Source organism: Pseudomonas cedrina subsp. cedrina, from assembly GCF_001983175.1.
Lineage (GTDB): Bacteria > Pseudomonadota > Gammaproteobacteria > Pseudomonadales > Pseudomonadaceae > Aquipseudomonas > Aquipseudomonas cedrina.
On the sequence record NZ_MNPW01000009.1, the window covers coordinates 112,349 to 134,210 of the forward strand.

At 62.6% G+C, this 21,862-nt stretch carries 23 protein-coding genes; all 23 read left to right on the forward strand.

The window, feature by feature from the left end:
* The first annotated feature begins 130 nt into the window (after positions 1 to 130).
* The 23 genes from fliS to flhB all read left to right on the forward strand — a co-directional run bounded on the left by fliS (position 131) and on the right by flhB (position 21,645).
* Positions 131 to 535 (forward strand): flagellar export chaperone FliS, encoded by a 405-nt coding sequence (gene fliS / locus BLL36_RS19570; protein WP_076952977.1) that lies wholly within the window; start codon positions 131 to 133, stop codon positions 533 to 535.
* Positions 536 to 561: 26 nt separating this feature from the next.
* Positions 562 to 858, forward strand: coding sequence for a flagellar protein FliT (locus BLL36_RS19575; protein WP_076952978.1), 297 nt, complete (start codon positions 562 to 564; stop codon positions 856 to 858).
* Between the two features lie 166 nt (positions 859 to 1,024).
* Positions 1,025 to 2,500 (forward strand): sigma-54 dependent transcriptional regulator, encoded by a 1,476-nt coding sequence (locus BLL36_RS19580; RefSeq protein WP_076952979.1) that lies wholly within the window; start codon positions 1,025 to 1,027, stop codon positions 2,498 to 2,500.
* Between the two features lie 110 nt (positions 2,501 to 2,610).
* A complete protein-coding gene (locus BLL36_RS19585; protein WP_076953111.1) occupies positions 2,611 to 3,822 on the forward strand; it encodes a sensor histidine kinase in 1,212 nt (403 codons plus the stop codon).
* A gap of 7 nt (positions 3,823 to 3,829) precedes the next feature.
* Positions 3,830 to 5,206 carry a sigma-54-dependent transcriptional regulator gene (locus BLL36_RS19590; RefSeq protein WP_076952980.1) on the forward strand — a complete coding sequence of 459 codons (1,377 nt, stop codon included), beginning with the start codon at positions 3,830 to 3,832 and terminating at the stop codon, positions 5,204 to 5,206.
* Between the two features lie 335 nt (positions 5,207 to 5,541).
* Positions 5,542 to 5,871 carry a flagellar hook-basal body complex protein FliE gene (gene fliE, locus BLL36_RS19595; RefSeq protein WP_076952981.1) on the forward strand — a complete coding sequence of 110 codons (330 nt, stop codon included), beginning with the start codon at positions 5,542 to 5,544 and terminating at the stop codon, positions 5,869 to 5,871.
* Between the two features lie 16 nt (positions 5,872 to 5,887).
* Positions 5,888 to 7,675, forward strand: a complete 1,788-nt coding sequence (gene fliF, locus BLL36_RS19600; RefSeq protein WP_076952982.1) for a flagellar basal-body MS-ring/collar protein FliF — start codon at positions 5,888 to 5,890, stop codon at positions 7,673 to 7,675.
* The gene (fliG, locus tag BLL36_RS19605; RefSeq protein WP_076952983.1) at positions 7,668 to 8,684 is read left to right on the forward strand and encodes a flagellar motor switch protein FliG; all 1,017 of its coding nucleotides are present in this window, start codon (positions 7,668 to 7,670) and stop codon (positions 8,682 to 8,684) included. The genes fliF and fliG overlap by 8 nt, the downstream gene beginning before the upstream one ends.
* Before the next feature lie 10 nt (positions 8,685 to 8,694).
* On the forward strand, positions 8,695 to 9,459 hold the full coding sequence (gene fliH / locus BLL36_RS19610; RefSeq protein ID WP_076952984.1) for a flagellar assembly protein FliH: 765 nt from the start codon (positions 8,695 to 8,697) through the stop codon (positions 9,457 to 9,459).
* On the forward strand, positions 9,449 to 10,807 hold the full coding sequence (gene fliI / locus BLL36_RS19615; protein ID WP_076952985.1) for a flagellar protein export ATPase FliI: 1,359 nt from the start codon (positions 9,449 to 9,451) through the stop codon (positions 10,805 to 10,807). The genes fliH and fliI overlap by 11 nt, the downstream gene beginning before the upstream one ends.
* A gap of 3 nt (positions 10,808 to 10,810) precedes the next feature.
* On the forward strand, positions 10,811 to 11,260 hold the full coding sequence (gene fliJ, locus BLL36_RS19620; protein WP_076952986.1) for a flagellar export protein FliJ: 450 nt from the start codon (positions 10,811 to 10,813) through the stop codon (positions 11,258 to 11,260).
* A 754-nt stretch (positions 11,261 to 12,014) separates the two neighbouring features.
* The gene (locus BLL36_RS19625; RefSeq protein ID WP_076952987.1) at positions 12,015 to 12,320 is read left to right on the forward strand and encodes an STAS domain-containing protein; all 306 of its coding nucleotides are present in this window, start codon (positions 12,015 to 12,017) and stop codon (positions 12,318 to 12,320) included.
* Positions 12,317 to 14,032, forward strand: coding sequence for an ATP-binding SpoIIE family protein phosphatase (locus BLL36_RS19630; RefSeq protein WP_076952988.1), 1,716 nt, complete (start codon positions 12,317 to 12,319; stop codon positions 14,030 to 14,032). The genes BLL36_RS19625 and BLL36_RS19630 overlap by 4 nt, the downstream gene beginning before the upstream one ends.
* 30 nt (positions 14,033 to 14,062) lie before the next feature.
* On the forward strand, positions 14,063 to 14,407 hold the full coding sequence (locus BLL36_RS19635; RefSeq protein ID WP_076952989.1) for an Hpt domain-containing protein: 345 nt from the start codon (positions 14,063 to 14,065) through the stop codon (positions 14,405 to 14,407).
* 210 nt (positions 14,408 to 14,617) lie between these two features.
* Positions 14,618 to 15,946: a flagellar hook-length control protein FliK gene (locus tag BLL36_RS19640; protein WP_076952990.1), complete on the forward strand. Its 1,329-nt coding sequence runs from the start codon at positions 14,618 to 14,620 to the stop codon at positions 15,944 to 15,946.
* Between the two features lie 320 nt (positions 15,947 to 16,266).
* Positions 16,267 to 16,770, forward strand: coding sequence for a flagellar basal body-associated protein FliL (gene fliL / locus BLL36_RS19645; RefSeq protein WP_076952991.1), 504 nt, complete (start codon positions 16,267 to 16,269; stop codon positions 16,768 to 16,770).
* A gap of 9 nt (positions 16,771 to 16,779) precedes the next feature.
* Positions 16,780 to 17,748 carry a flagellar motor switch protein FliM gene (fliM, locus tag BLL36_RS19650; RefSeq protein ID WP_076952992.1) on the forward strand — a complete coding sequence of 323 codons (969 nt, stop codon included), beginning with the start codon at positions 16,780 to 16,782 and terminating at the stop codon, positions 17,746 to 17,748.
* A 46-nt stretch (positions 17,749 to 17,794) separates the two neighbouring features.
* On the forward strand, positions 17,795 to 18,262 hold the full coding sequence (gene fliN / locus BLL36_RS19655; protein WP_076952993.1) for a flagellar motor switch protein FliN: 468 nt from the start codon (positions 17,795 to 17,797) through the stop codon (positions 18,260 to 18,262).
* Position 18,263: 1 nt separating this feature from the next.
* The gene (fliO, locus tag BLL36_RS19660; RefSeq protein ID WP_076952994.1) at positions 18,264 to 18,698 is read left to right on the forward strand and encodes a flagellar biosynthetic protein FliO; all 435 of its coding nucleotides are present in this window, start codon (positions 18,264 to 18,266) and stop codon (positions 18,696 to 18,698) included.
* Positions 18,698 to 19,441 carry a flagellar type III secretion system pore protein FliP gene (gene fliP / locus BLL36_RS19665; RefSeq protein WP_076952995.1) on the forward strand — a complete coding sequence of 248 codons (744 nt, stop codon included), beginning with the start codon at positions 18,698 to 18,700 and terminating at the stop codon, positions 19,439 to 19,441. The genes fliO and fliP overlap by 1 nt, the downstream gene beginning before the upstream one ends.
* Positions 19,442 to 19,445: 4 nt before the next feature.
* Complete coding sequence (gene fliQ / locus BLL36_RS19670; protein WP_010208761.1) at positions 19,446 to 19,715, forward strand: flagellar biosynthesis protein FliQ; 270 nt, start codon at positions 19,446 to 19,448, stop codon at positions 19,713 to 19,715.
* A gap of 4 nt (positions 19,716 to 19,719) precedes the next feature.
* Positions 19,720 to 20,505: a flagellar biosynthetic protein FliR gene (fliR, locus tag BLL36_RS19675; RefSeq protein ID WP_076952996.1), complete on the forward strand. Its 786-nt coding sequence runs from the start codon at positions 19,720 to 19,722 to the stop codon at positions 20,503 to 20,505.
* 3 nt (positions 20,506 to 20,508) lie between these two features.
* Positions 20,509 to 21,645 carry a flagellar biosynthesis protein FlhB gene (gene flhB, locus BLL36_RS19680; RefSeq protein ID WP_076952997.1) on the forward strand — a complete coding sequence of 379 codons (1,137 nt, stop codon included), beginning with the start codon at positions 20,509 to 20,511 and terminating at the stop codon, positions 21,643 to 21,645.
* The last annotated feature ends 217 nt before the right edge of the window (positions 21,646 to 21,862 follow it).

Here is a 21,862-nt window from a genome sequence, read left to right on the forward strand (position 1 = left end):
AGTGGATAACGGCCAGACACTTGTCTGGCCTTTTTTTATCGTTGACGACTGGCCCTAAAGCTTTTTGCGGGCCAGTCGACATATTGGTTACTGAATTCCTTTTCGCTGTCGCCTGTCACGAGGTAGAAACATGAATCCCATGAGAGCCCTTCGCCAATACCAGAAGGTCAATTCCCATGCTCAGATCTCCGAAGCCAGCCCGCATCGCCTGGTGCAGATGCTGATGGAAGGCGGGCTGGACCGCATGGCCCAGGCCAAGGGCGCGCTGGCGCGTGGTGACATCGCGGCCAAGGGCCTGATGCTCGGCAAGGCGATCGATATCGTGATCGGCCTGCGTGACGGCCTGGATGCAGAGAAGAGTGATAACCCGGCTTACGTCCAGCAGTTGGAAAGTTTGTATGCCTATATGACCAACCGACTGATGGAAGCGAACCTGCATAACGACGCTGACATGATCGACGAAGTCGCGCGTTTGCTGATCACCGTAAAAGAAGGCTGGGACGCCATCGCGGCGCCACAGGCAGCAGCAGAATAAGGCCCTCAGGCCTTGAGGAACACGTCATGAGCCAAGCACTGCAACGCATTGATGAAACCCGTGAGGCGCTGATCGGCGCGCTGGCGGACCGTAACTGGGACGCCATCGGCGAACTGGACATGGGCTGTCGTGGCGTGATTGACGAGGTGCTCAACGAAGTGCCGGTGGATGAAGATGCGCTGCGCGAGAAGCTGGAGAGCCTGTTGACGGTGTACCAGCAGCTGCTTGAAGTGACGACGGGCGAGCGCCAGGCGATTTTCGAAGAGATGTCGCAGATCAACCAAGCGAAAAACGCGTCAAAGGTCTACCATCTGTTTGGTTGAACGGGCGCAGTTAAACCGACGGGCGCGTCATAAATTTGACCGTGCCAGCTTTTTTGACTTAACTAGTGCTGTTTTAAGATTTCAGACGTCTATAGAGTAAGAAGTCCTACAGCCGTCTCGATTGCTCTCACCGGGCAGGAAGTTTTACTAGGGAAGTTGCTATTGCATGTGGCGTGAAACCAAAATTCTGCTGATCGATGACGATAGCGTCCGCCGCCGCGATTTGGCGGTGATTTTAAATTTTCTTGGCGAAGAAAATTTGCCCTGCGGCAGCCATGATTGGCAGCAGGTTGTCAGCTCGTTGTCATCGAGCCGTGAAGTCATCTGTGTGCTGATCGGGACGGTAAACGCTCCTGGCGCTGTTTTGGGCTTGTTAAAGACACTGTCTACCTGGGATGAGTTCCTTCCGGTGTTGCTGATGGGCGATATTTCTTCTGTCGACCTGCCGGAAGACCAGCGCCGCCGCGTGCTTTCCACCCTGGAAATGCCGCCCAGCTACAGCAAGTTGCTCGATTCCCTGCACCGTGCCCAGGTCTATCGCGAGATGTACGACCAGGCCCGCGAGCGCGGTCGCCACCGCGAACCCAACCTGTTCCGCAGCCTTGTGGGCACCAGCCGTGCCATCCAGCACGTGCGCCAGATGATGCAGCAGGTGGCCGACACCGACGCCAGCGTGTTGATCCTCGGCGAGTCCGGCACCGGCAAGGAAGTGGTTGCGCGCAACCTGCATTATCACTCCAAGCGCCGCGACGGGCCTTTTGTGCCGGTCAACTGCGGGGCGATCCCGGCGGAGCTGCTCGAAAGCGAATTGTTCGGCCACGAGAAGGGCGCCTTTACCGGGGCCATCACCAGCCGTGCCGGGCGTTTCGAGCTGGCCAACGGTGGCACGCTGTTCCTCGACGAAATTGGTGACATGCCGCTGCCGATGCAGGTCAAGCTGCTGCGTGTGTTGCAGGAGCGCACCTTCGAGCGCGTGGGCAGCAACAAGACCCAAAGCGTCGACGTGCGCATCATCGCGGCGACCCACAAGAACCTCGAAAGCATGATCGAGGTCGGCAGCTTCCGCGAAGACCTGTACTACCGCCTCAACGTTTTCCCGATCGAGATGGCCCCGCTGCGTGAGCGCGTGGAAGACATCCCGTTGCTGATGAACGAACTGATTTCGCGCATGGAGCACGAAAAGCGCGGCTCGATCCGTTTCAACTCCGCCGCGATCATGTCCCTGTGCCGCCACGGCTGGCCGGGCAACGTGCGTGAGCTGGCCAACCTGGTGGAGCGCATGGCGATCATGCACCCCTACGGTGTGATCGGCGTGGTCGAGTTGCCGAAGAAATTCCGCTACGTCGACGACGAAGACGAGCAACTGGTCGACAGCCTGCGCAGCGACCTGGAAGAGCGGGTCGCCATCAACGGCCACACCCCGGACTTCGGTTCCACCGCCATGCTGCCGCCCGAAGGCCTGGACCTGAAGGACTACCTCGGCAACCTGGAGCAGGGTCTTATCCAGCAGGCCCTGGACGACGCCAACGGTATCGTCGCGCGTGCCGCCGAGCGCCTGCGTATCCGTCGCACCACCCTGGTGGAGAAGATGCGCAAGTACGGCATGAGCCGCAAAGAAGGTGATGAACAGGCGGATGATTGACGCCTGTTTTTCAAGCCGCTGATTTATCAGCGGTTTTTTTTCGGCACAAGTATTGCTACAGCCCTCGCAACGTTCCGTTTAACTGACGGTCAGCCAAGCGAGAGAGCATGATGCCCCACGCCGCCCAAGTAGCTTCGACCCCTGCCATCCCGGGGCTCATTCCGTCTGTAGAGCCGCTGGCCCGCCAGGGGCTTGAACACGCGTTCTCGCAGTTCAGCCAGATGTCGAGCCAGCTGACCGACTCCTACAGCCTGCTCGAGGCTCGGGTGTCCGAGCTCAAGGGCGAGCTGGCCGTGGTCAGCGCCCAACGCATGGAAGAGCTGGCCGAGAAGGAACGCCTGGCCAACCGCCTGCAAAACCTGCTCTCGCTGTTGCCGGGCGGCGTGATCGTCATCGATGAAGAGGGCCGCGTGCGCGAAGCCAACCCGGCCGCCTGCGACATGCTCGGCTTGCCGCTGGAAGGTCAGCTGTGGCGCCACGTGATCACCCGCTGCTTTGCGCCGCGTGAAGATGATGGCCATGAAATTTCCCTCAAGGACGGCCGTCGCTTGTCCATTGCCACCCGTTCCCTGGACGCAGAACCGGGCCAGTTGGTGCTGCTCAACGACCTGACTGAAACCCGTCACCTGCAAGACCAGTTGGCGCGCCACGAGCGGTTGTCTTCGCTGGGGCGCATGGTCGCTTCCCTGGCGCATCAGATCCGCACGCCGCTGTCGGCCGCGTTGATCTACGCCAGTCATTTGACTGACGAGCAACTGCCCGCCGCCACCCACCAGCGCTTTGCCGGTCGCCTCAAGGAGCGCCTGCATGAGCTGGAGCACCAGGTGCGCGACATGCTGGTGTTCGCCCGTGGCGAATTGCCGCTGACCGAGCGCATCACGCCGGCCGAGTTGATGAAGGCCCTGCAAGCGGCGGCCGCCACCCATATTCAAGAGGCCCAAGTGCGCTGGCAGTGCGACAGCCACCTCGGTGAACTGCTGTGCAACCGCGACACGCTGGTGGGTTCACTGCTCAACCTGATCGAAAACGCCACCCAGGCCAGCGGCGCCGGGGCGCGGCTCAAGGTGCACCTGTACAACCGTGGGCAGACCCTGCGCCTGTGCATCAGCGACAGCGGCAGCGGTATCGAGCCGGCCGTGCTGCGCCGCTTGGGCGAGCCGTTTTTTACCACCAAGACTAACGGCACCGGCCTGGGCCTGACCGTGGTCAAGGCCGTGGCACGTGCGCATCAGGGAGAATTGCAGCTGCATTCGCGCCTGGGGCGTGGCACCTGTGCATTGATGACCTTGCCGCTGTTTTCATGCGCGGCAAGCACGGAGTAAAGAGGATATGGCTATCAAGGTTCTGTTGGTGGAAGACGATCGCGCCCTGCGTGAAGCATTGGCTGACACGCTGCTGTTGGCGGGCCATGACTACCGGGCGGTCGGTTCTGCCGAGGACGCCTTGGAAGCGGTGGAGCAGGAGTCCTTCAGCCTGGTGGTCAGCGACGTGAACATGCCCGGCATGGATGGCCACCAGCTGCTCGGCGTGCTGCGTGCGCGGCAGCCGCAGTTGCCGGTGTTGCTGATGACCGCCCATGGCGCCGTGGAGCGCGCGGTCGACGCGATGCGCCAAGGCGCGGCGGATTACCTGGTCAAACCGTTCGAACCCAAGGCGCTGATCGAGCTGGTCGCGCGGCATGCCCTGGGCGTGATCCCGGCCACTGAAGGCGAGGGCCCGATTGCCTTCGAACCGGCCAGCGCACAATTGCTGGAGCTGGCGGCCCGTGTGGCGCGCAGCGATTCCACCGTGTTGATCTCCGGCGAGTCGGGCACCGGCAAGGAGGTGCTGGCGCGTTACATTCACCAGCAATCGACCCGTGCCAAACAGCCGTTTATCGCGATCAACTGCGCGGCGATCCCCGACAACATGCTCGAAGCCACGTTGTTCGGCCATGAAAAAGGCTCGTTCACCGGCGCCATCGCGGCCCAGGCGGGCAAGTTCGAACAGGCCGACGGCGGCACCATCCTGCTCGATGAAATTTCGGAAATGCCCCTGGGCCTGCAAGCCAAGTTGCTGCGCGTATTGCAGGAGCGCGAAGTGGAGCGCGTCGGCGCGCGCAAGCCGATCCAGCTGGATATCCGCGTGGTCGCCACCACCAACCGCGACCTGGCGGGCGAAGTGGCGGCGGGGCGCTTCCGTGAAGACCTGTTCTACCGGCTGTCGGTGTTCCCCCTGGCCTGGCGCCCGTTGCGCGAGCGCCCGGCGGACATCATTCCGCTGGCCGAGCGCCTGTTGAATAACCACGTCAAAAAAATGAAGCATGCCCAGGCGCGCCTGTCCGCCGAGGCCCAGGCCTGCTTGATCGCCTATCCATGGCCGGGCAATGTGCGCGAGCTGGACAACGCGATCCAGCGCGCGCTGATCCTGCAACAGGGCGGCCTGATCCAACCCCAGGATTTCTGCCTGGCCATGGGCAGCGGCGCGGCGCCCTTGCCAACGCTGGCGCCCGCGCCGCTGGTGGCGGAGGCGGAGTTCGCCGGTGCCCTGGGCGACGACCTGCGTCGCCGCGAATTCCAGATGATCATCGACACCCTGCGCGCCGAGCGCGGCCGCCGCAAAGAGGCCGCCGAGCGCCTGGGGATCAGTCCGCGCACCCTGCGCTACAAGCTGGCGCAGATGCGCGACGCCGGGATGGATGTGGAAGCGTATCTGTTCGCCACCTGACTTCACCCCCATAGCCATAGCTCCCTACACATCTTTGTAGTGAGCGGGCTTGTCGAATCGTCGCACCGCCCGCGCTGGGCTGCGAAGCGGCCCCAAACCAAGCGACTCGGTTTTATCTGGAACTCGGCGGTGTCTTCATTGGGGCGGCTTCGCCACCCAGCGCGGGGCAAGCCCGCTCACTACAAGGCGATTTCTTGTGGTGTGTCGGTAACAGGGCCGACAAGGTTTGTCGCCTTTTCTTACGAGCTGAACCAGAGCTGGCACCCTTGTTGCTACCTCCCTTAGTAATCGCTGCGTAGTGTCAAAAATTTGCGGGTTGTCGGAGAGAGAAGGTCATGAGCCAGGGTATTGAATTCAATCGGTTGATGTTGGATATGCGCTCCATGCAAATGGATGCCATGGCTCAGCCGAAATCCGTCGCGCAGGTGCCGCAACTGGGCCAGAGCAGTTTTGCCGACATGCTCGGTTCGGCCATCAATAAAGTCAGTGACACCCAACAAGCGTCCAGCCAGTTGGCCAACGCGTTCGAGATCGGTAAGAGCGGCGTGGACCTCACCGACGTGATGGTCGCCTCGCAAAAAGCCAGCGTGTCCTTTCAGGCCTTGACCCAGGTGCGTAACAAGCTGGTGCAGGCCTATCAAGACATCATGCAGATGCCGGTTTAAGGACGAGATTTAAGTCATGGCAGAAGCAGTCGTGGACAACGTACCCGCCAAGGCAGACGGCAAGCCGCCGCTGTTTGGCCTGTCGTTCCTGGAAAACCTCTCGGAAATGACCATGTTGCGTCAGGTGGGCCTGATGGTTGGCCTGGCTGCCAGCGTGGCGATTGGTTTTGCCGTGGTGTTGTGGTCGCAGCAACCCGATTACCGGCCGCTGTACGGCAGCCTGGCGGGCATGGATTCCAAGCAGATCATGGAAACCCTCGCCGCCGCCGACATCGCCTACACCGTGGAGCCCAACTCCGGCGCTTTGCTGGTCAAGGCCGATGACGTGGCCCGTGCGCGCATGAAGCTGGCCGCCGCCGGCGTGACCCCGTCCGACGCCAACATCGGTTTTGAGATCCTCGACAAGGACCAGGGCCTGGGTACCAGCCAGTTCATGGAAGCCACCCGCTACCGTCGTGGCCTGGAAGGCGAACTGGCACGCACCATCTCCAGCCTGAATAACGTCAAGGGCGCCCGCGTGCACCTGGCCATTCCGAAAAGCTCGGTGTTCGTGCGCGACGAGCGCAAGCCCAGCGCCTCGGTCCTGGTGGAACTGTTCTCCGGCCGCTCCCTGGAGCCTGGCCAAGTCCTGGCGATCATCAACCTGGTCGCCACCAGCGTGCCTGAATTGAGCAAGTCGCAGATCACCGTGGTCGACCAGAAGGGCAACCTACTGTCCGACATGGCGGAAAACTCGGCATTGACCCAGGCCGGCAAGCAGTTCGATTACAGCCGCCGCATGGAAAGCATGCTCACCCAGCGTGTGCACAACATCCTGCAGCCGGTATTGGGCAACGACCGCTACAAGGCTGAAGTGTCCGCCGACGTGGACTTCAGCGCCGTCGAGTCGACATCCGAGCAGTTCAACCCCGACCAGCCGGCACTGCGCAGCGAGCAGTCCACCAGCGAACAGCGCACCGCCGCCAATGGCCCGCCGCAAGGCGTGCCGGGGGCCCTGAGCAACCAGCCGCCATCCCCGGCCTCGGCACCGCAGACCACCGGTGGCGCGGGCGCTGCCGCGGCGGCCGCGATCCAGCCTGGCCAGCCTTTGCTGGACGCCAACGGCCAGCAGATCATGGACCCGGCCACCGGCCAGCCGATGCTCGCACCGTACCCGGCGGACAAGCGTAACCAGTCCACCAAGAACTTCGAGCTCGATCGTTCCATCAGCCACGTCAAGCAGCAGCAAGGCCGCGTCAATCGCCTGTCGGTGTCGGTGGTGGTCGATGACCAGGTCAAGGTCAATGCCGCTGACGGCGCGGTCACCCGTGCGCCGTGGAGCGCCGACGAATTGGCGCGCTTCACCCGCCTGGTGCAGGACGCCGTCGGTTTCGACGCCAGCCGTGGCGACAGCGTCAGCGTGATCAACATGCCGTTCTCCGCCGAGCGTGGCGAAGTCATCGCCGAAGCCGCGTTCTACACGCAGCCTTGGTTCTGGGACATCGTCAAACAAGTGCTGGGGGTGTTGTTCATCCTGGTACTGGTGTTCGGTGTGCTGCGTCCGGTGCTCAACAACATCACCGGCAACGGCAAGAACAAGCAACTGGCGGCCTTTGGTGGCAGCGACGTCGAGTTGGGCGGCATGGGCGGCCTGGACGGCGAACTGGCCAACGACCGCGTCAGCCTCGGCGGCCCGCAAAGCATCCTGTTGCCGAGCCCGAGCGAAGGCTATGACGCTCAGTTGAACGCAATCAAGAGCCTGGTGGCAGAAGACCCGGGCCGTGTGGCCCAGGTCGTGAAAGAGTGGATTAACGCAGATGAGTGATCGAGCCGCAGTTGCCAAGCTCTCCAAGGTCGACAAAGCCGCCGTGCTGCTGCTGTCCCTGGGTGAAACCGATGCCGCCCAAGTGCTGCGTCACATGGGCCCCAAAGAAGTCCAGCGCGTCGGCGTGGCCATGGCGCAAATGCGCAATGTGCACCGCGAGCAAGTCGAGCAGGTGATGAGCGAGTTCGTCGAGATCGTTGGCGACCAGACCAGCCTGGGCGTCGGCTCCGACAGCTACATCCGCAAGATGCTCACCTCGGCGCTGGGCGAAGACAAGGCCAACGGCCTGATCGACCGCATCCTGCTCGGTGGCAACACCAGTGGCCTCGACAGCCTGAAATGGATGGAGCCACGCGCCGTCGCCGACGTGATCCGCTACGAGCACCCGCAGATCCAGGCGATCGTGGTGGCGTACCTCGACCCGGACCAGGCCGGTGAAGTCCTCGGCCACTTCGACCACAAAGTGCGCCTGGACATCATCCTGCGCGTGTCGTCGCTGAACACCGTGCAGCCGGCGGCCTTGAAAGAATTGAACACCATCCTGGAGAAGCAGTTCTCCGGCAACTCGAATGCCTCGCGTACCACCCTGGGCGGTATCAAGCGTGCGGCCGACATCATGAACTTCCTCGACAGCTCGGTCGAAGGCCAGTTGATGGACTCGATCCGCGAGATCGACGACACCCTGTCCGGCCAGATCGAAGACCTCATGTTCGTGTTCAACAACCTCTCCGATGTCGACGACCGTGGCATCCAGGCGCTGCTGCGCGAAGTGTCCTCCGACGTGCTGGTGCTGGCCCTCAAGGGCTCGGACGAAGGCGTCAAGGAAAAGATCTTCAAGAACATGTCCAAGCGTGCCTCGGAACTGTTGCGCGACGACCTGGAAGCCAAAGGCCCGGTGCGCGTCAGCGACGTGGAAACCGCACAGAAGGAAATCCTCACCATTGCCCGCCGTATGGCCGAAGCCGGAGAAATCGTTCTCGGTGGGAAGGGCGGCGAAGAAATGATTTAAGGCGCCTGTGATGTCGAGCAAAGATGAGGCACCCAGCGACCTGATTCGCGCACGGGATGTCGGTGGGTTCGACATCTGGTCGCTGCCCAGCTTCGATCCGCATGTGCCGGAGCCCGAGCCGGAGCCGGTGATCGAGCCGCCGGTGGAAATGGAAGAAGTGCCGCTGGACGAAGTCCAGCCACTGACCCTGGAAGAGTTGGAAAGCATCCGCCAGGAGGCCTACAACGAAGGCTTCGCCGCCGGTGAGAAAGACGGTTTTCGCAGCACCACCCTCAAGGTGCGCCAGGAAGCCGAGGCGGCGCTGAGCGTCAAGCTGGCGAGTCTTGAGCGCTTGATGGGCGGCCTGTTCGACCCTATCGCCGAGCAGGATTCCCAGATCGAAAAGGCCATGGTCGGCCTGGTGCAGCACATCGCTCGCCAGGTGATCCAGCGTGAGCTGGTGCTCGACTCCAGCCAAATCGAAAGCGTCATGCGCGAAGCCCTCAAGCTGCTGCCCCTGGGCGTCGGTAATGTGCGGCTGTACATCAACCCGCAGGACTTCGAACAGGTCAAAGCCCTGCGCGAGCGCCATGAAGAAACCTGGCGCATCGTCGAAGACGCCGCCTTGCAGCCGGGCGGCTGCCGCGTCGAGACCGAGCACAGCCGCATCGATGCCACGGTGGAAACCCGCATCAGCCAGATCATGGCCAAGCTGCTGGACCAGGCCCACGAGCAGGTATTGAACCCGGCCGAGCCCGACCTGAGCCTGGACCTGGACGCCGCCGATGCGCCTTGATCGCACCAGCTTCGCCAGGCGCCTGAGCGGTTACACCGACGCCACGCAGTTGCCCGGCCAACCGATCCTCGAAGGGCGCCTGTTGCGCATGGTTGGCCTGACTCTTGAGGCCGAGGGACTGCGCGCCGCCATGGGCAGCCGCTGCATGGTGATCAACGACGACAGCTACCATCCGGTGCAGGTCGAAGCCGAAGTGATGGGCTTTTCCGGCAACAAGATTTTCCTGATGCCGGTGGGCAGTATCGCCGGTATCGCGCCCGGCGCCCGCGTGGTGCCGTTGGCCGACACCGGCCGCCTGCCGATGGGCATGAGCATGCTCGGCCGCGTGCTCGACGGCGCCGGCCGCGCGCTGGACGGCAAGGGCGGCATGAAGGCCGAAGACTGGGTGCCGATGGACGGCCCCACCATCAACCCGCTCAACCGCAACCCCATCAGCCAGCCGCTCGATGTGGGCATTCGCAGTATCAACGGTTTATTGACGGTCGGCCGCGGCCAGCGTCTGGGCCTGTTCGCCGGTACCGGCGTGGGTAAGTCGGTGTTGCTGGGCATGATGACGCGCTTTACCGAGGCCGACATCATTGTGGTGGGGCTGATCGGCGAGCGGGGCCGTGAGGTCAAGGAGTTCATCGAGCACAGCCTTGGCGAAGAAGGCCTCAAGCGCTCGGTCGTGGTCGCCTCGCCGGCGGACGATGCACCGCTGATGCGCCTGCGCGCCGCCATGTACTGCACGCGCATCGCCGAATATTTTCGCGACAAGGGCAAGAATGTCCTGTTGCTGATGGACTCGCTCACGCGTTTTGCCCAGGCCCAGCGGGAAATCGCCCTGGCCATTGGCGAACCGCCGGCGACCAAGGGTTATCCGCCGTCGGTGTTCGCCAAACTGCCCAAGCTGGTGGAGCGCGCCGGTAACGCCGAGGCCGGCGGTGGCTCGATCACCGCGTTCTACACCGTGCTGTCCGAAGGCGATGACCAGCAGGACCCGATTGCCGACTCGGCGCGGGGCGTGCTCGACGGCCACATCGTGCTCTCGCGGCGGCTGGCCGAGGAAGGGCATTACCCGGCCATCGACATCGAAGCGTCGATCAGCCGGGTGATGCCTGCGGTGGTCACCCCGGAGCACATGGCTCGTGCGCAACAATTCAAGCAACTGTGGTCGCGCTACCAGCAGAGCCGTGATTTGATCAGCGTCGGCGCCTATGTGGCCGGTGGTGATCGCGAGACCGACCTGGCCATCGCCCTGCAGCCGCAGTTGGTGACCTACCTGCGCCAGGGCCTCAACGACAAGATCAGCATGGGCGAAAGCGAAGCGCACCTGCAGTCGATCTTCGCGCCTGCGCCGGGCGGCTAAGCCATGGCCAACAGCCGCGCCGCGCGCCTGGCTCCGGTGGTGGACATGGCCGAGAAGGCCGAGAAAACCGCCGTGCAACGCCTGGGCTACTTCCAGGGCCAGGTGCGCCTGGCCGAAAGCAAGCTGGGCGACCTGGAGCGTTTTCGCAGTGAGTACCAGCAGCAATGGATCGACCGTGGCGCCAAAGGCGTATCGGGCCAATGGCTGATGGGTTACCAGGGCTTTCTCAACCAGCTCGAAACCGCCGTCGGCCAGCAACGCCAGAGCCTGGCATGGCACCAGAACAACCTGGATAAAGCCCGCGAAAGTTGGCAACAGGCGTTCGCCCGTGTCGAGGGCCTGCGCAAGCTGGTGCAGCGCTATATCGACGAAGCCAGGGCGCTGGAAGACAAGCGCGAGCAGAAGCTGCTGGACGAGCTGTCACAACGGCTGCCACGCCAGTCCCAATTCTAACTGCCGGCTCCGTCAAATGTGGGAGCTGGCTTGCCTGCGATAGCGATGTATGAGTGCCATATGAGCAAGCTGACCCACCGCAATCGCAGCATAGGTATCTACACAACTTTCGACGGTGTGTGGCGAGGGCGGCCTACGGGCCGACCGTTTTTTTGGGTTTGACCGAGTACATATCCGTTGCTGCGGTAACGGCGGCTTAGGGTTCCGCCCTTACGGCGGGTCACTTTTTGAAGAGCGCAAAAAGTAACCAAAAACGCATCGCCCCACCACTCGGTGCCTCGCCTAGGCTCGGCATGCCCGTAATCCGACATTGATTTGGGGGGCCGCCGCCACGCGCCATCCATGGCGCGGGGCGGCTAAACCGGCGTCCTGCCGGTTTACCCCCCAAATCAATATCGAATTGCGGCCAGCGTGGTTGACGGGGCGCCTCAGATCAAGATCAAAAACAAAGCGCGGCGGCCTTAGAGCCGACCGGTATTCATGTCGAACTCGGTTCAAAATGTGGGAGCTGTCGAGCCCCAGCGAGGCTGCGAAGGCGGCGGCACTGCTGGCATTTTTTTCGCCTGACCCACCGCTTTCGCAGCCTCGCTAAAGCTCGACAGCTCCCACAGGGGGTGAAGTCAGCCTCTGAAAGTTGTGTAGATACCCACCGCAATCGCAGGCAAGCCAGCTCCCACATTTGCTTCGTCGTGTTGCCCACATTCAGTTCACCTGCTAAACCTTCCTTCATCGCCAATGACAAGGAAGCAGTCGCATGTCAATCGAGTCAGAAGTCTCCCTGGACGGGAAGAAGTTGACGATCGCCATCAAGGGCCGGTTCGATTTCGGTAGCCACCAGGCCTTTCGTGAAGCCTACGAGCGGTTCTACAAGGTGCCTGAAGCCTATGTCGTCGACTTGAAGGAAACCACCTACATCGACAGTTCTGCCTTGGGCATGCTCCTGTTGCTGAGGGACTACGCCGGTGGCGATGAGTCAGATGTCAGTGTGATCAACTGCAACGCCGACGTGCGCAAGATCCTGGCAATCTCCAACTTCGACAAGCTGTTCGACATCAATTGAGCGTCCTGGCCCCCCTCGAGACGCTGACGATCCTGATCGCCGAAGACAGCGCCGCCGACCTGCTGCTGCTGTCGACCATCGTGCGCCGCCAGGGCCATCAGGTACTCACCGCCACCAACGGCGAGCAAGCCGTTGAGGTATTCGCCCGCGAGCGTCCGCAGCTTGTGTTGATGGATGCCTTGATGCCGGTGATGGATGGCTTCGCCGCCGCGCGATGGATCAAGCAGTTGGCCGGTGAAGCGCTGGTTCCTATCATTTTCCTCACCTCGTTGCGCGAAAGCGCCGACCTGGCCGAGTGCCTGGATGCCGGCGGCGATGACTTTTTGCCCAAGCCCTACAACCCGCTGATCCTGGCGGCCAAGATCAATGCCATGGACCGCTTGCGTCGGTTGCAGGCCACGGTCCTGGAGCAGCGTGACCTGATCGCCAAGCATCACGACTACCTGCTGCACGAGCAGCGGGTGGCCAAGGAGGTGTTCGACAAGGTCGCGCATTCGGGCTGCATCAATGCCGCGCCGAACATCCGCTACCTGCAATCGCCCTATGCGCTGTTCAACGGCGACTTGCTGTTGGCGGCCTACACGCCTTCCGGTGACATGCACGTGCTGCTCGGCGATTTCACCGGCCACGGGCTGCCGGCCGCGGTGGGCGCCATGCCCCTGGCGGAAGTGTTCTATGGCATGTCTGCCAAGGGCTACGGCCTGGCGCAGACCCTGCGCGAGATGAACGCCAAGCTCAAGCGCATCCTGCCCGTGGACATGTTCTGCTGCGCCACGCTGTTGTGCCTGAGCACGCATCGGCGCGTGGTCGAGGTGTGGAACGGCGGCATGCCTGAAGGCTATGTACATGAAATTGCCAGCGGCAAGCGCACGCCGCTGGAATCGCGGCATTTGCCCCTGGGCGTGCTGTCGGCCGAGGCCTTTGATGATCGCACCGAAGTCTGGCCCATGGCCTTGGGCGACCGGGTGTTCCTGCTCTCCGACGGTGTGCTGGAGACGGCCGGCCCTGATGATCAGCTGTTTGGCGCAGAGCGCTTGCAGCAGGTGTTCGCCGCCAATCGCGAGCCTGATCGGTTATTTGACGAGATCGAACAGGCCCTGGCGGCGTTTCGAGGTGAGGCGCGCGATGACGTGAGCATGGTGGAAATTACCTTGCAAGGTGGCCAGTCGCTTCGCGCGGCCGGGCCGTTGTACGCCGACAGTGGCCAGTCGTGCCCGCTGAACTGGTCGGCGAACTTCGAGTTTCGTGCCGAGACCTTGAAACGCTACAACCCGTTGCCGTACCTGCTGCAACTGCTGCTGGAGATCCACGGGTTGCGCGAGCAGAGCGGGGCGCTCTACAGCGTGATGGCCGAGCTGTATTCGAATGCGCTGGAACATGGCGTGCTGGGCCTGGATTCGCGGCTCAAGCGCGATGCCCAGGGGTTCGCCGAGTACTATCGCCAGCGCAATGAGCGCCTGGCGCAATTGAGCAGTGGTCACGTGCGCGTGCAGGTGCAGGTGCTGCCCACGCAGGCTGGCGGTCGCCTGAGCCTGTGTGTCGAAGACAGCGGGCCGGGCTTTGACGTGGAGCACGTGTTGGAGCAGCCGCTGGACATCGACCGCCTGTCTGGCCGGGGTTTGAGCCTGGTGCGCGAACTGTGCAGCGCGGTACGCTGGTCCGAGGGCGGGCGTCGTGTCTGCGTAGAGTTTTCCTGGGAGGCTCTGGCATAATCCACCGATTCTTGATCAAGGAGCGAACAAGTGGTTGATCTACATCTGGACCCCGACGTGTTGTCGAGTTTGCAGGAGGTCATGGAAAGCGAGTATCCCAAGCTGCTCGAGACCTTTCTTGATGATTCCCAGAAGCGCGTCGAGGCCCTGCGCAAGGCGCGGGATGACGCCAAGGCGTTGGGGCTGATCGCGCATAGTTTCAAGGGAAGCAGTGGAAACCTCGGCGCGGTGCGGCTGACGCAACTGTGCCAGCAGCTTGAAGAGGAGTCCGCCGGCCCCGCTGCGGAACTTGGGGCGCTGGTGGACCAGATTGATCAGGAGTTTGCGTTGGTCAGGCCGCTGTATGAGTCCGAGCGCCAGCGCTTTCAGCTCTGACCCATGATCGTTCCCACGCTCTGCGTGGGAATGCATCCCGTGACGCTCCGCGTCACCTTGCGCAAGACCTGAGGCATTTAACCGCCGCTGGACGCGGAGCGTCCGGGGCAGCATTCCCACGCGGAGCATGGGAACGATCAACCTGGCCCGACTCTTGCTCTATCTCTTCGTACTGCATCCCCGATCCCCATGCAGTGGAGACCTTTACCTATGCCAGTCGCCCCGAATTCGCTCCTTCAGGCTGCCCCCGCGGCCAAGCCTCAAGCGCCCGCCGTCAACCCGCCGGCAGCCGCTGCGGACCCACGGGACAAGGGCCCTGGCTTCGCTCAAGTGTTTGCCAACCAGGGTCCCAAGCCCAGCGCCAAGGCCGACGACAGCGCGGCCAAACCCACGCGGGACAAGCCGGCCGACGCCAGCGCCAAACCTGTGGCGGGCGGCGACAAGCCTGCCGCCGGTACGCCAGCGGTTGCCGATAGCGGCAATACCTTGCCTGCCAGCCCGCCGGCCAAGACCGATGACAGTGCCAGCAGCGATGACGACGCAGCTGTCGACCCGAGCCTGGTACAACTGCCCCCGGTTGATCCGGTAGTCGACCCGGCGTTGATCGCCAGCGTGACCCCGGTGGCCGTGCCGGTTCCTGTGGAGACCCCGGTGCCCGTCGCCGCCACCGATGACCAGGCCCTGCCGGTGGTGGCAGCGCCGATCACAGCGACCGAGCCGGCCAAGCCAACCTTCGATCCGCAAGCCGATCCTCTGGACGCCATGCCGGCTGTACGCCTGGCGATGGAGCAGGGTGGGCACGTGTCGGCAAGCAGCCAGGCAACGGCGAAAACCGCGCCGCCGTCGGCGCTGGATCAACCGACTGCCGCGCAGAACTTCGCGGCCGGCATGGCCACCATGGTCGACCAACAAGCCACCAAGGACAGCACCGAGGGCGGCGACAAAGCCTTCAGCGGGCTGATCGAAGAGGGCCTCAAGGACCTGAAGAGCGCCAGCAGCGATACCCGTGTCGACGACTTCGCCAATCGCTTGGCCGCGTTGACCCAGGCCGCCACGCCGAAAACCGCCAATGCCTTGCCGCCGGTAGCCAACGCACCGTTGGCCATGCATCAGAGCGGCTGGACCGACGAGATCGTCAACCGCGTGATGTACCTGTCCAGCGCCAACCTCAAGTCGGCGGAGATCCAGTTGCAACCGGCTGAACTCGGCCGCCTGGACATCAAGGTCAACATGACCGCCGACCAGCAGGCCCAGGTCAACTTCATGAGCGCGCATCCGGTGGTGCGTGAAGCCCTGGAAAGCCAGTCCGGCCGCTTGCGCGAAATGTTTGCCCAGCAGGGTATGGGGCAAGTGGATGTAAATGTGTCCGACCAGTCCCGTGGCCAGGAGCAGCAACAACAGGCCCAGACCCGTGGCGTGAGTGGCGGCGGGCGGGGTGGCGATAACGGCGACAGCGGCAACGCCATCGATGTGGCCGAAGCGGTAACGCCGGTGACCTCCACCGTGGTCGGTTCCAGCGCCGTCGACTACTACGCCTGATTGCTGTCGAAACTCCGCCATGTGGGAGCTGGCTTGCCTGCGGCCTGTAGTGAGCGGGCTTGCCCCGCGCTGGGTGGCGAAGCCGCCCCAAACCAGGCGACTCGGTTCTACCTGGAGGTCGGCGGTGTTTTTATTGGGGCGGCTTCGCCACCCAGCGCGGGGCAAGCCCGCTCACTACACGCCGCCATCGCAGGCAAGCCAGCTCCCACATTTGGTTTGTGGTGTTCCTTCTTCCCTCAATTGCCAGACAACTCTGGCATAACACTTGCTCTTGCCTTCCCGTAGATCTATGAATCCCCGAATAGTGACGGATTATTGGCATGGCGAAGAGCGACGACGCAGCAGCAAAACCACCCGCGGGCAAAGGCAAACTCAAGCTTATCCTGATGATAGTCGTGGGCCTGCTCCTGGCCATCGGCGCCTCGGTGGGCGGCACCTGGTACATCATGCACAGCAGCGCCGCGAAACCGGCGCCCGCCGCCGAAACCGCCACTAACGTCAAGCAACCGGCAATCTTCGAGCCGATGCTTCCGGCCTTTGTCGCCAACTTCAATCAGAACGGCCGTCAACGCTACCTGCAGGTGAGCATCACCTTGCTGGCGCGTAACCAGTCGGACCTGGATGCCCTCAAGGTGCATATGCCAGTGATCCGCAACAACCTGGTGATGCTGTTCTCCAGCCAGGGCTTCGACACACTCGCCACGCCGGTGGGCCAGGAAATGCTGCGTCAGAAGGTTACCGCCAGCGTGCAGGAAGTGGCCCAGAAGGAACTCGGCAAAGTCGTGATCGAGCAGGCGCTCTTCACTAACTTCGTATTGCAGTAGGATCACGACATGGCCGTGCAAGATCTGCTGTCCCAGGATGAAATCGACGCGCTGTTGCATGGCGTCGACGACGGTCTGGTACAGACCGAAACGGCTGCCGAGCCTGGCAGCGTCAAAAGTTACGACCTGACCAGCCAGGATCGCATCGTCCGCGGACGCATGCCGACCCTGGAAATGATCAACGAGCGCTTCGCCCGCTACACCCGCATCAGCATGTTCAACATGCTGCGCCGTTCGGCGGACGTGGCGGTGGGCGGCGTGCAGGTGATGAAGTTCGGCGAGTACGTGCACTCGCTGTACGTGCCCACCAGCCTCAACCTGGTCAAGATCAAGCCGCTGCGCGGCACCGCGCTGTTCATCCTTGACGCTAAACTGGTGTTCAAGCTGGTGGACAACTTCTTCGGCGGCGACGGTCGTCACGCCAAGATCGAAGGCCGCGAATTCACCCCCACCGAGCTGCGGGTGGTGCGCATGGTGCTGGAGCAAGCCTTCATCGATTTGAAGGAAGCCTGGCAGGCGATCATGGAAGTCAGTTTCGAGTACATCAACTCGGAAGTGAACCCGGCCATGGCCAACATCGTCGGGCCCAGCGAAGCCATTGTGGTGTCCACCTTCCACATCGAACTCGATGGCGGCGGCGGCGACCTGCACGTGACCATGCCGTACTCGATGATCGAGCCGGTGCGCGAAATGCTCGACGCCGGCTTCCAGTCCGACCTGGACGACCAGGACGAACGTTGGGTCAAGGCCCTGCGCGAAGACTTGCTGGATGTCGACGTACCGCTGAGCGCCACGGTTGCCCGTCGCCAGTTGCGCCTGCGCGATATCTTGCACATGCAGCCGGGCGACATCATCCCGGTCGAATTGCCGGAAGAAATGATCATGCGCGCCAACGGCGTGCCGTCATTCAAGGTCAAGCTGGGTTCCCACAAGGGCAACCTGGCGCTGCAAGTGGTGGAACCGATCAACCGTCGGTGATGCACCCTAATTAATTTATGAATGTTTGCTCCGCCGAGGACATGTAATGGCTACCGAACACGAAAACACTTCCGCCGAAGACCAGGCCCTGGCTGACGAATGGGCGGCTGCCCTGGAAGAAACCGGCGATGTTGGCCAGGACGATATCGACGCGCTGCTGGCCGCCGACGCCGCCACCGCGCCGGCCGGCAACCGCCTGGCCATGGAAGAATTCGGCAGCGTGCCGAAGAACAACGACCCGGTGACCCTCGACGGCCCGAACCTGGACGTGATCCTCGACATTCCGGTGTCGATCTCCATGGAAGTCGGCAGCACCGAAATCAACATCCGCAACCTGCTGCAACTCAACCAGGGTTCGGTGATCGAGCTCGATCGCCTGGCCGGCGAGCCGCTGGACGTGCTGGTCAACGGCACGCTGATCGCCCACGGTGAAGTCGTTGTGGTCAACGAAAAGTTCGGCATCCGCCTGACGGACGTGATCAGCCCGAGCGAACGCATCAAGAAGTTGCGCTGATATGAAACGGTTGCTGGTGGCACTTCTTGTCGCGCTGCCGTTGGACGCCTGGGCAGCCGAGCCGGTGGCTCAGGCCGCCGCCGCGCCTGCCGTGGGCAGTGTCGGCGGGCAGTTGACCCAACTGGTGCTCGGCCTGTTGCTGGTGGTCGGCTTGATCTTTGCGCTGGCCTGGCTGATGCGCCGCGTACAGAGCGCGGGGGCGGGCAACGGCCAGGTGATCGAAATGATCGGCTCCCGTGCCCTTGGCCCGCGTGATCGGCTGGTGCTGGTGCAAGTGGGCGAGGAGCAGATTCTGCTGGGCATCACCCCCGGCCGCATCACCCCGTTGCACGTGCTCAAGACGCCGGTGGATGTGGCCGAGACCAAGGCCGCCACGCCAGAATTCGCCCAGCGCCTGATGGAGTTGCTGGGCAAGGATCAGAAGGATAAGAAGTAATGCGCGTTTTATTGGCGCTCATGCTGTTGCTGGCCGCGCCGCTGGCGTTTGGCGCCGACCCGTTGTCGATCCCGGCGATCACCCTGGGCACCAATGCGGCAGGGGCGCAGGAGTATTCGGTCAGCCTGCAGATCCTGCTGATCATGACCGCGCTGAGCTTCATCCCGGCGTTTGTCATGCTGATGACCAGCTTCACGCGGATCATCATCGTGTTCTCGATCCTGCGCCAGGCCCTGGGCCTGCAGCAGACGCCGTCGAACCAGATCCTCACCGGCATGGCCTTGTTTCTGACCATGTTCATCATGGCGCCGGTGTTCGACAAGGTGAACCAGCAAGCGCTGCAGCCGTACCTGGCGGAAACCATCACCGCCCAGGTGGCGATCGACCGCGCCCAAGTGCCGATCAAGGACTTCATGCTGTCGCAGACCCGCTCCAGCGACCTCGAGCTGTTCATGCGCCTGTCCAAGCGCACCGACATCGCCACCCCCGACCAGGCGCCGTTGACCATCCTGGTGCCGGCGTTCGTCACTTCCGAATTGAAGACCGCGTTCCAGATCGGCTTCATGATCTTTATCCCGTTCCTGATCATCGACCTGGTGGTGGCGAGCGTGCTGATGGCCATGGGTATGATGATGCTCTCGCCGTTGATCATCTCGCTGCCGTTCAAGATCATGCTGTTTGTGCTGGTGGACGGCTGGGCGCTGATTATCGGCACCCTGGCCGGCAGTTTCGGCGGAGTATAGGGCCATGACTCCAGAAGTAGCGGTCGACCTGTTCCGCGAAGCGCTGTGGTTGACCACCGTGATGGTCGCGGTGCTGGTGGTGCCCAGCCTGTTGGTGGGCCTGCTGGTGGCGATGTTCCAGGCGGCGACCCAGATCAACGAACAGACCTTGAGCTTCCTGCCGCGCCTGCTGGTGATGCTGGTCACGCTGATCGTCGCCGGCCCGTGGCTGGTGCAGACCTTCATGGAATACATCCTGCAGTTGTACGGCAGTATTCCGCAGTTGATCGGCTGACCCGATGCAGTCCTTGCTGGCATTGACCGACACCCAGATCAGCACGTGGGTGGCTGCCTTCATCCTGCCGCTGTTCCGCGTCACGGCCATGTTGATGGCCATGCCGGTGTTCGGCACGACCCTGGTACCCCGGCGTGTGCGCCTGTACTTTGCGGTGGCGATTACCGTGGTGATCGTGCCGGGTTTGCCGCCGATGCCGCCGGTCAATGCCATCGACCTCAGCGCGTTGCTGCTGATTGCCGAGCAGATCCTGATCGGCACACTCATGGGCTTTTCCCTTTCGCTGTTTTTCCAGGCCTTTGTGATCGCCGGGCAAATCATCTCGGTCCAGATGGGCATGGGCTTCGCGTCCATGGTCGACCCTACCAATGGTGTCTCGGCGGCGGTGATCGGGCAATTCCTGACCATGCTGGTCACCTTGCTGTTCTTGGCCATGAACGGCCATCTGGTGGCCTTCGAGGTGATGACCGAGAGTTTCACCACCTTGCCGGTGGGTTCGGGCCTGGTGGTCAACCATTTCTGGGAAATCGTCGGGCGCCTGGGCTGGGTGTTCGGCGCTTCTCTGTTGCTGGTGCTGCCGGCGATCACCGCGTTGCTGGTGATCAACATCGCCTTTGGCGTGATGACCCGCGCGGCGCCGCAGTTGAACATCTTTTCCATCGGTTTCCCGTTGACCCTGGTGTTGGGCATGTGGATTTTCTGGGTCGGCCTGGCGGACATTCTCAATCAGTATCAACCGCTGGCGACTGACGCCCTGCAGTTCTTACGTGATCTGGCACGGGCGCGCTGAGCCATGGCCGAGAGCGAGAGTGGTCAGGACAAGACAGAAGACCCCACGGAGAAACGCAAAAAGGACTCCAGGGAAAAGGGCGAAATTGCTCGCTCCAAGGAACTCAACACCGTCGCCACCATGATGGCCGGCGCTGGCGCCTTGTTGATCTATGGCGGCGGCCTGGCGCTGGACTTGATGGAGTTGATGAAGCACAACTTCGCCTTGCCCCGCGAAGTGCTGCTCAACCCCGACGCCATGGGCCAGTACCTGCTGCACTCGGGCAAGATCGCGCTGCTGGCGGTGCAGCCTATTCTGATTACCTTGCTGCTGGCCGCGCTGATCGGCCCGGTCGCCCTGGGTGGCTGGCTGTTTGCCGCTGGCAGCATGGCGCCCAAGTTCAGCCGCATGAACCCCGGCGCCGGGCTCAAGCGCATGTTTTCCGCCAAGGCCCTGGTGGAGCTGCTCAAGGCTTTGGCCAAATTTATCCTGATCCTGTTTGTGGCGCTGGCGGTGTTGTCGTCCGACATCGACGACCTGCTGCTGATCGCCCATGAACCGCTGGAGTCGGCGATCATCCACAGCGTGCAGGTGGTGGGCTGGAGTGCGCTGTGGATGGCCGCCGGGCTGATCATCATCGCGGCGGTGGATGCGCCGATCCAGCTGTGGGAAAGCCACAAGAAACTGCTGATGACCAAGCAGGAAGTGCGCGACGAACACAAGGATTCCGAAGGCCGGCCCGAGGTCAAACAGCGTATTCGCCAGCTGCAGCGCGAAATGTCCCAGCGCAAGATGATGGCGGCGGTGCCCGACGCCGACGTGGTCATCACCAACCCGACGCACTACGCCGTGGCGCTCAAGTACGACCCGGAGAAGGGCGGCGCGCCGATGCTGCTGGCCAAGGGCAGCGACTTTACCGCGTTGAAAATCCGCGAAATCGCCGTGGCCAACGACATCCTGTTGCTGGAGTCGCCGGAGCTGGCGCGCTCGATCTTCTACTCCACCGACCTCGACCAGGAAATCCCCGCCGGGCTCTACCTGGCCGTGGCCCAGGTGTTGGCGTATGTCTATCAGATTCGCCAATACCGCGCGGGCAAGGGCAAGCGCCCGGACCCGCTCAAGGACCTGCCGATTCCGCCGGATTTGCGTCGCGATTCCTGACGGTCGCGCTCCTGCTGTCGTGCGTCTACCTGTCAAGGTTGACAGTAGGCAATACGCCGCCAGCAGGGTTTGATAGAGCGATGAGCCGCGCAGCCCTGCGCGGCTCGGGAGGCGGTGATGGATAGGCCTACGGTCAAGTGGTTTGATGCGGTCAAAGGCATCGGTTTTATTGCCCGGGACCGTGATGGCAACGAGGTTGCCGTTCAGTCGACCGACA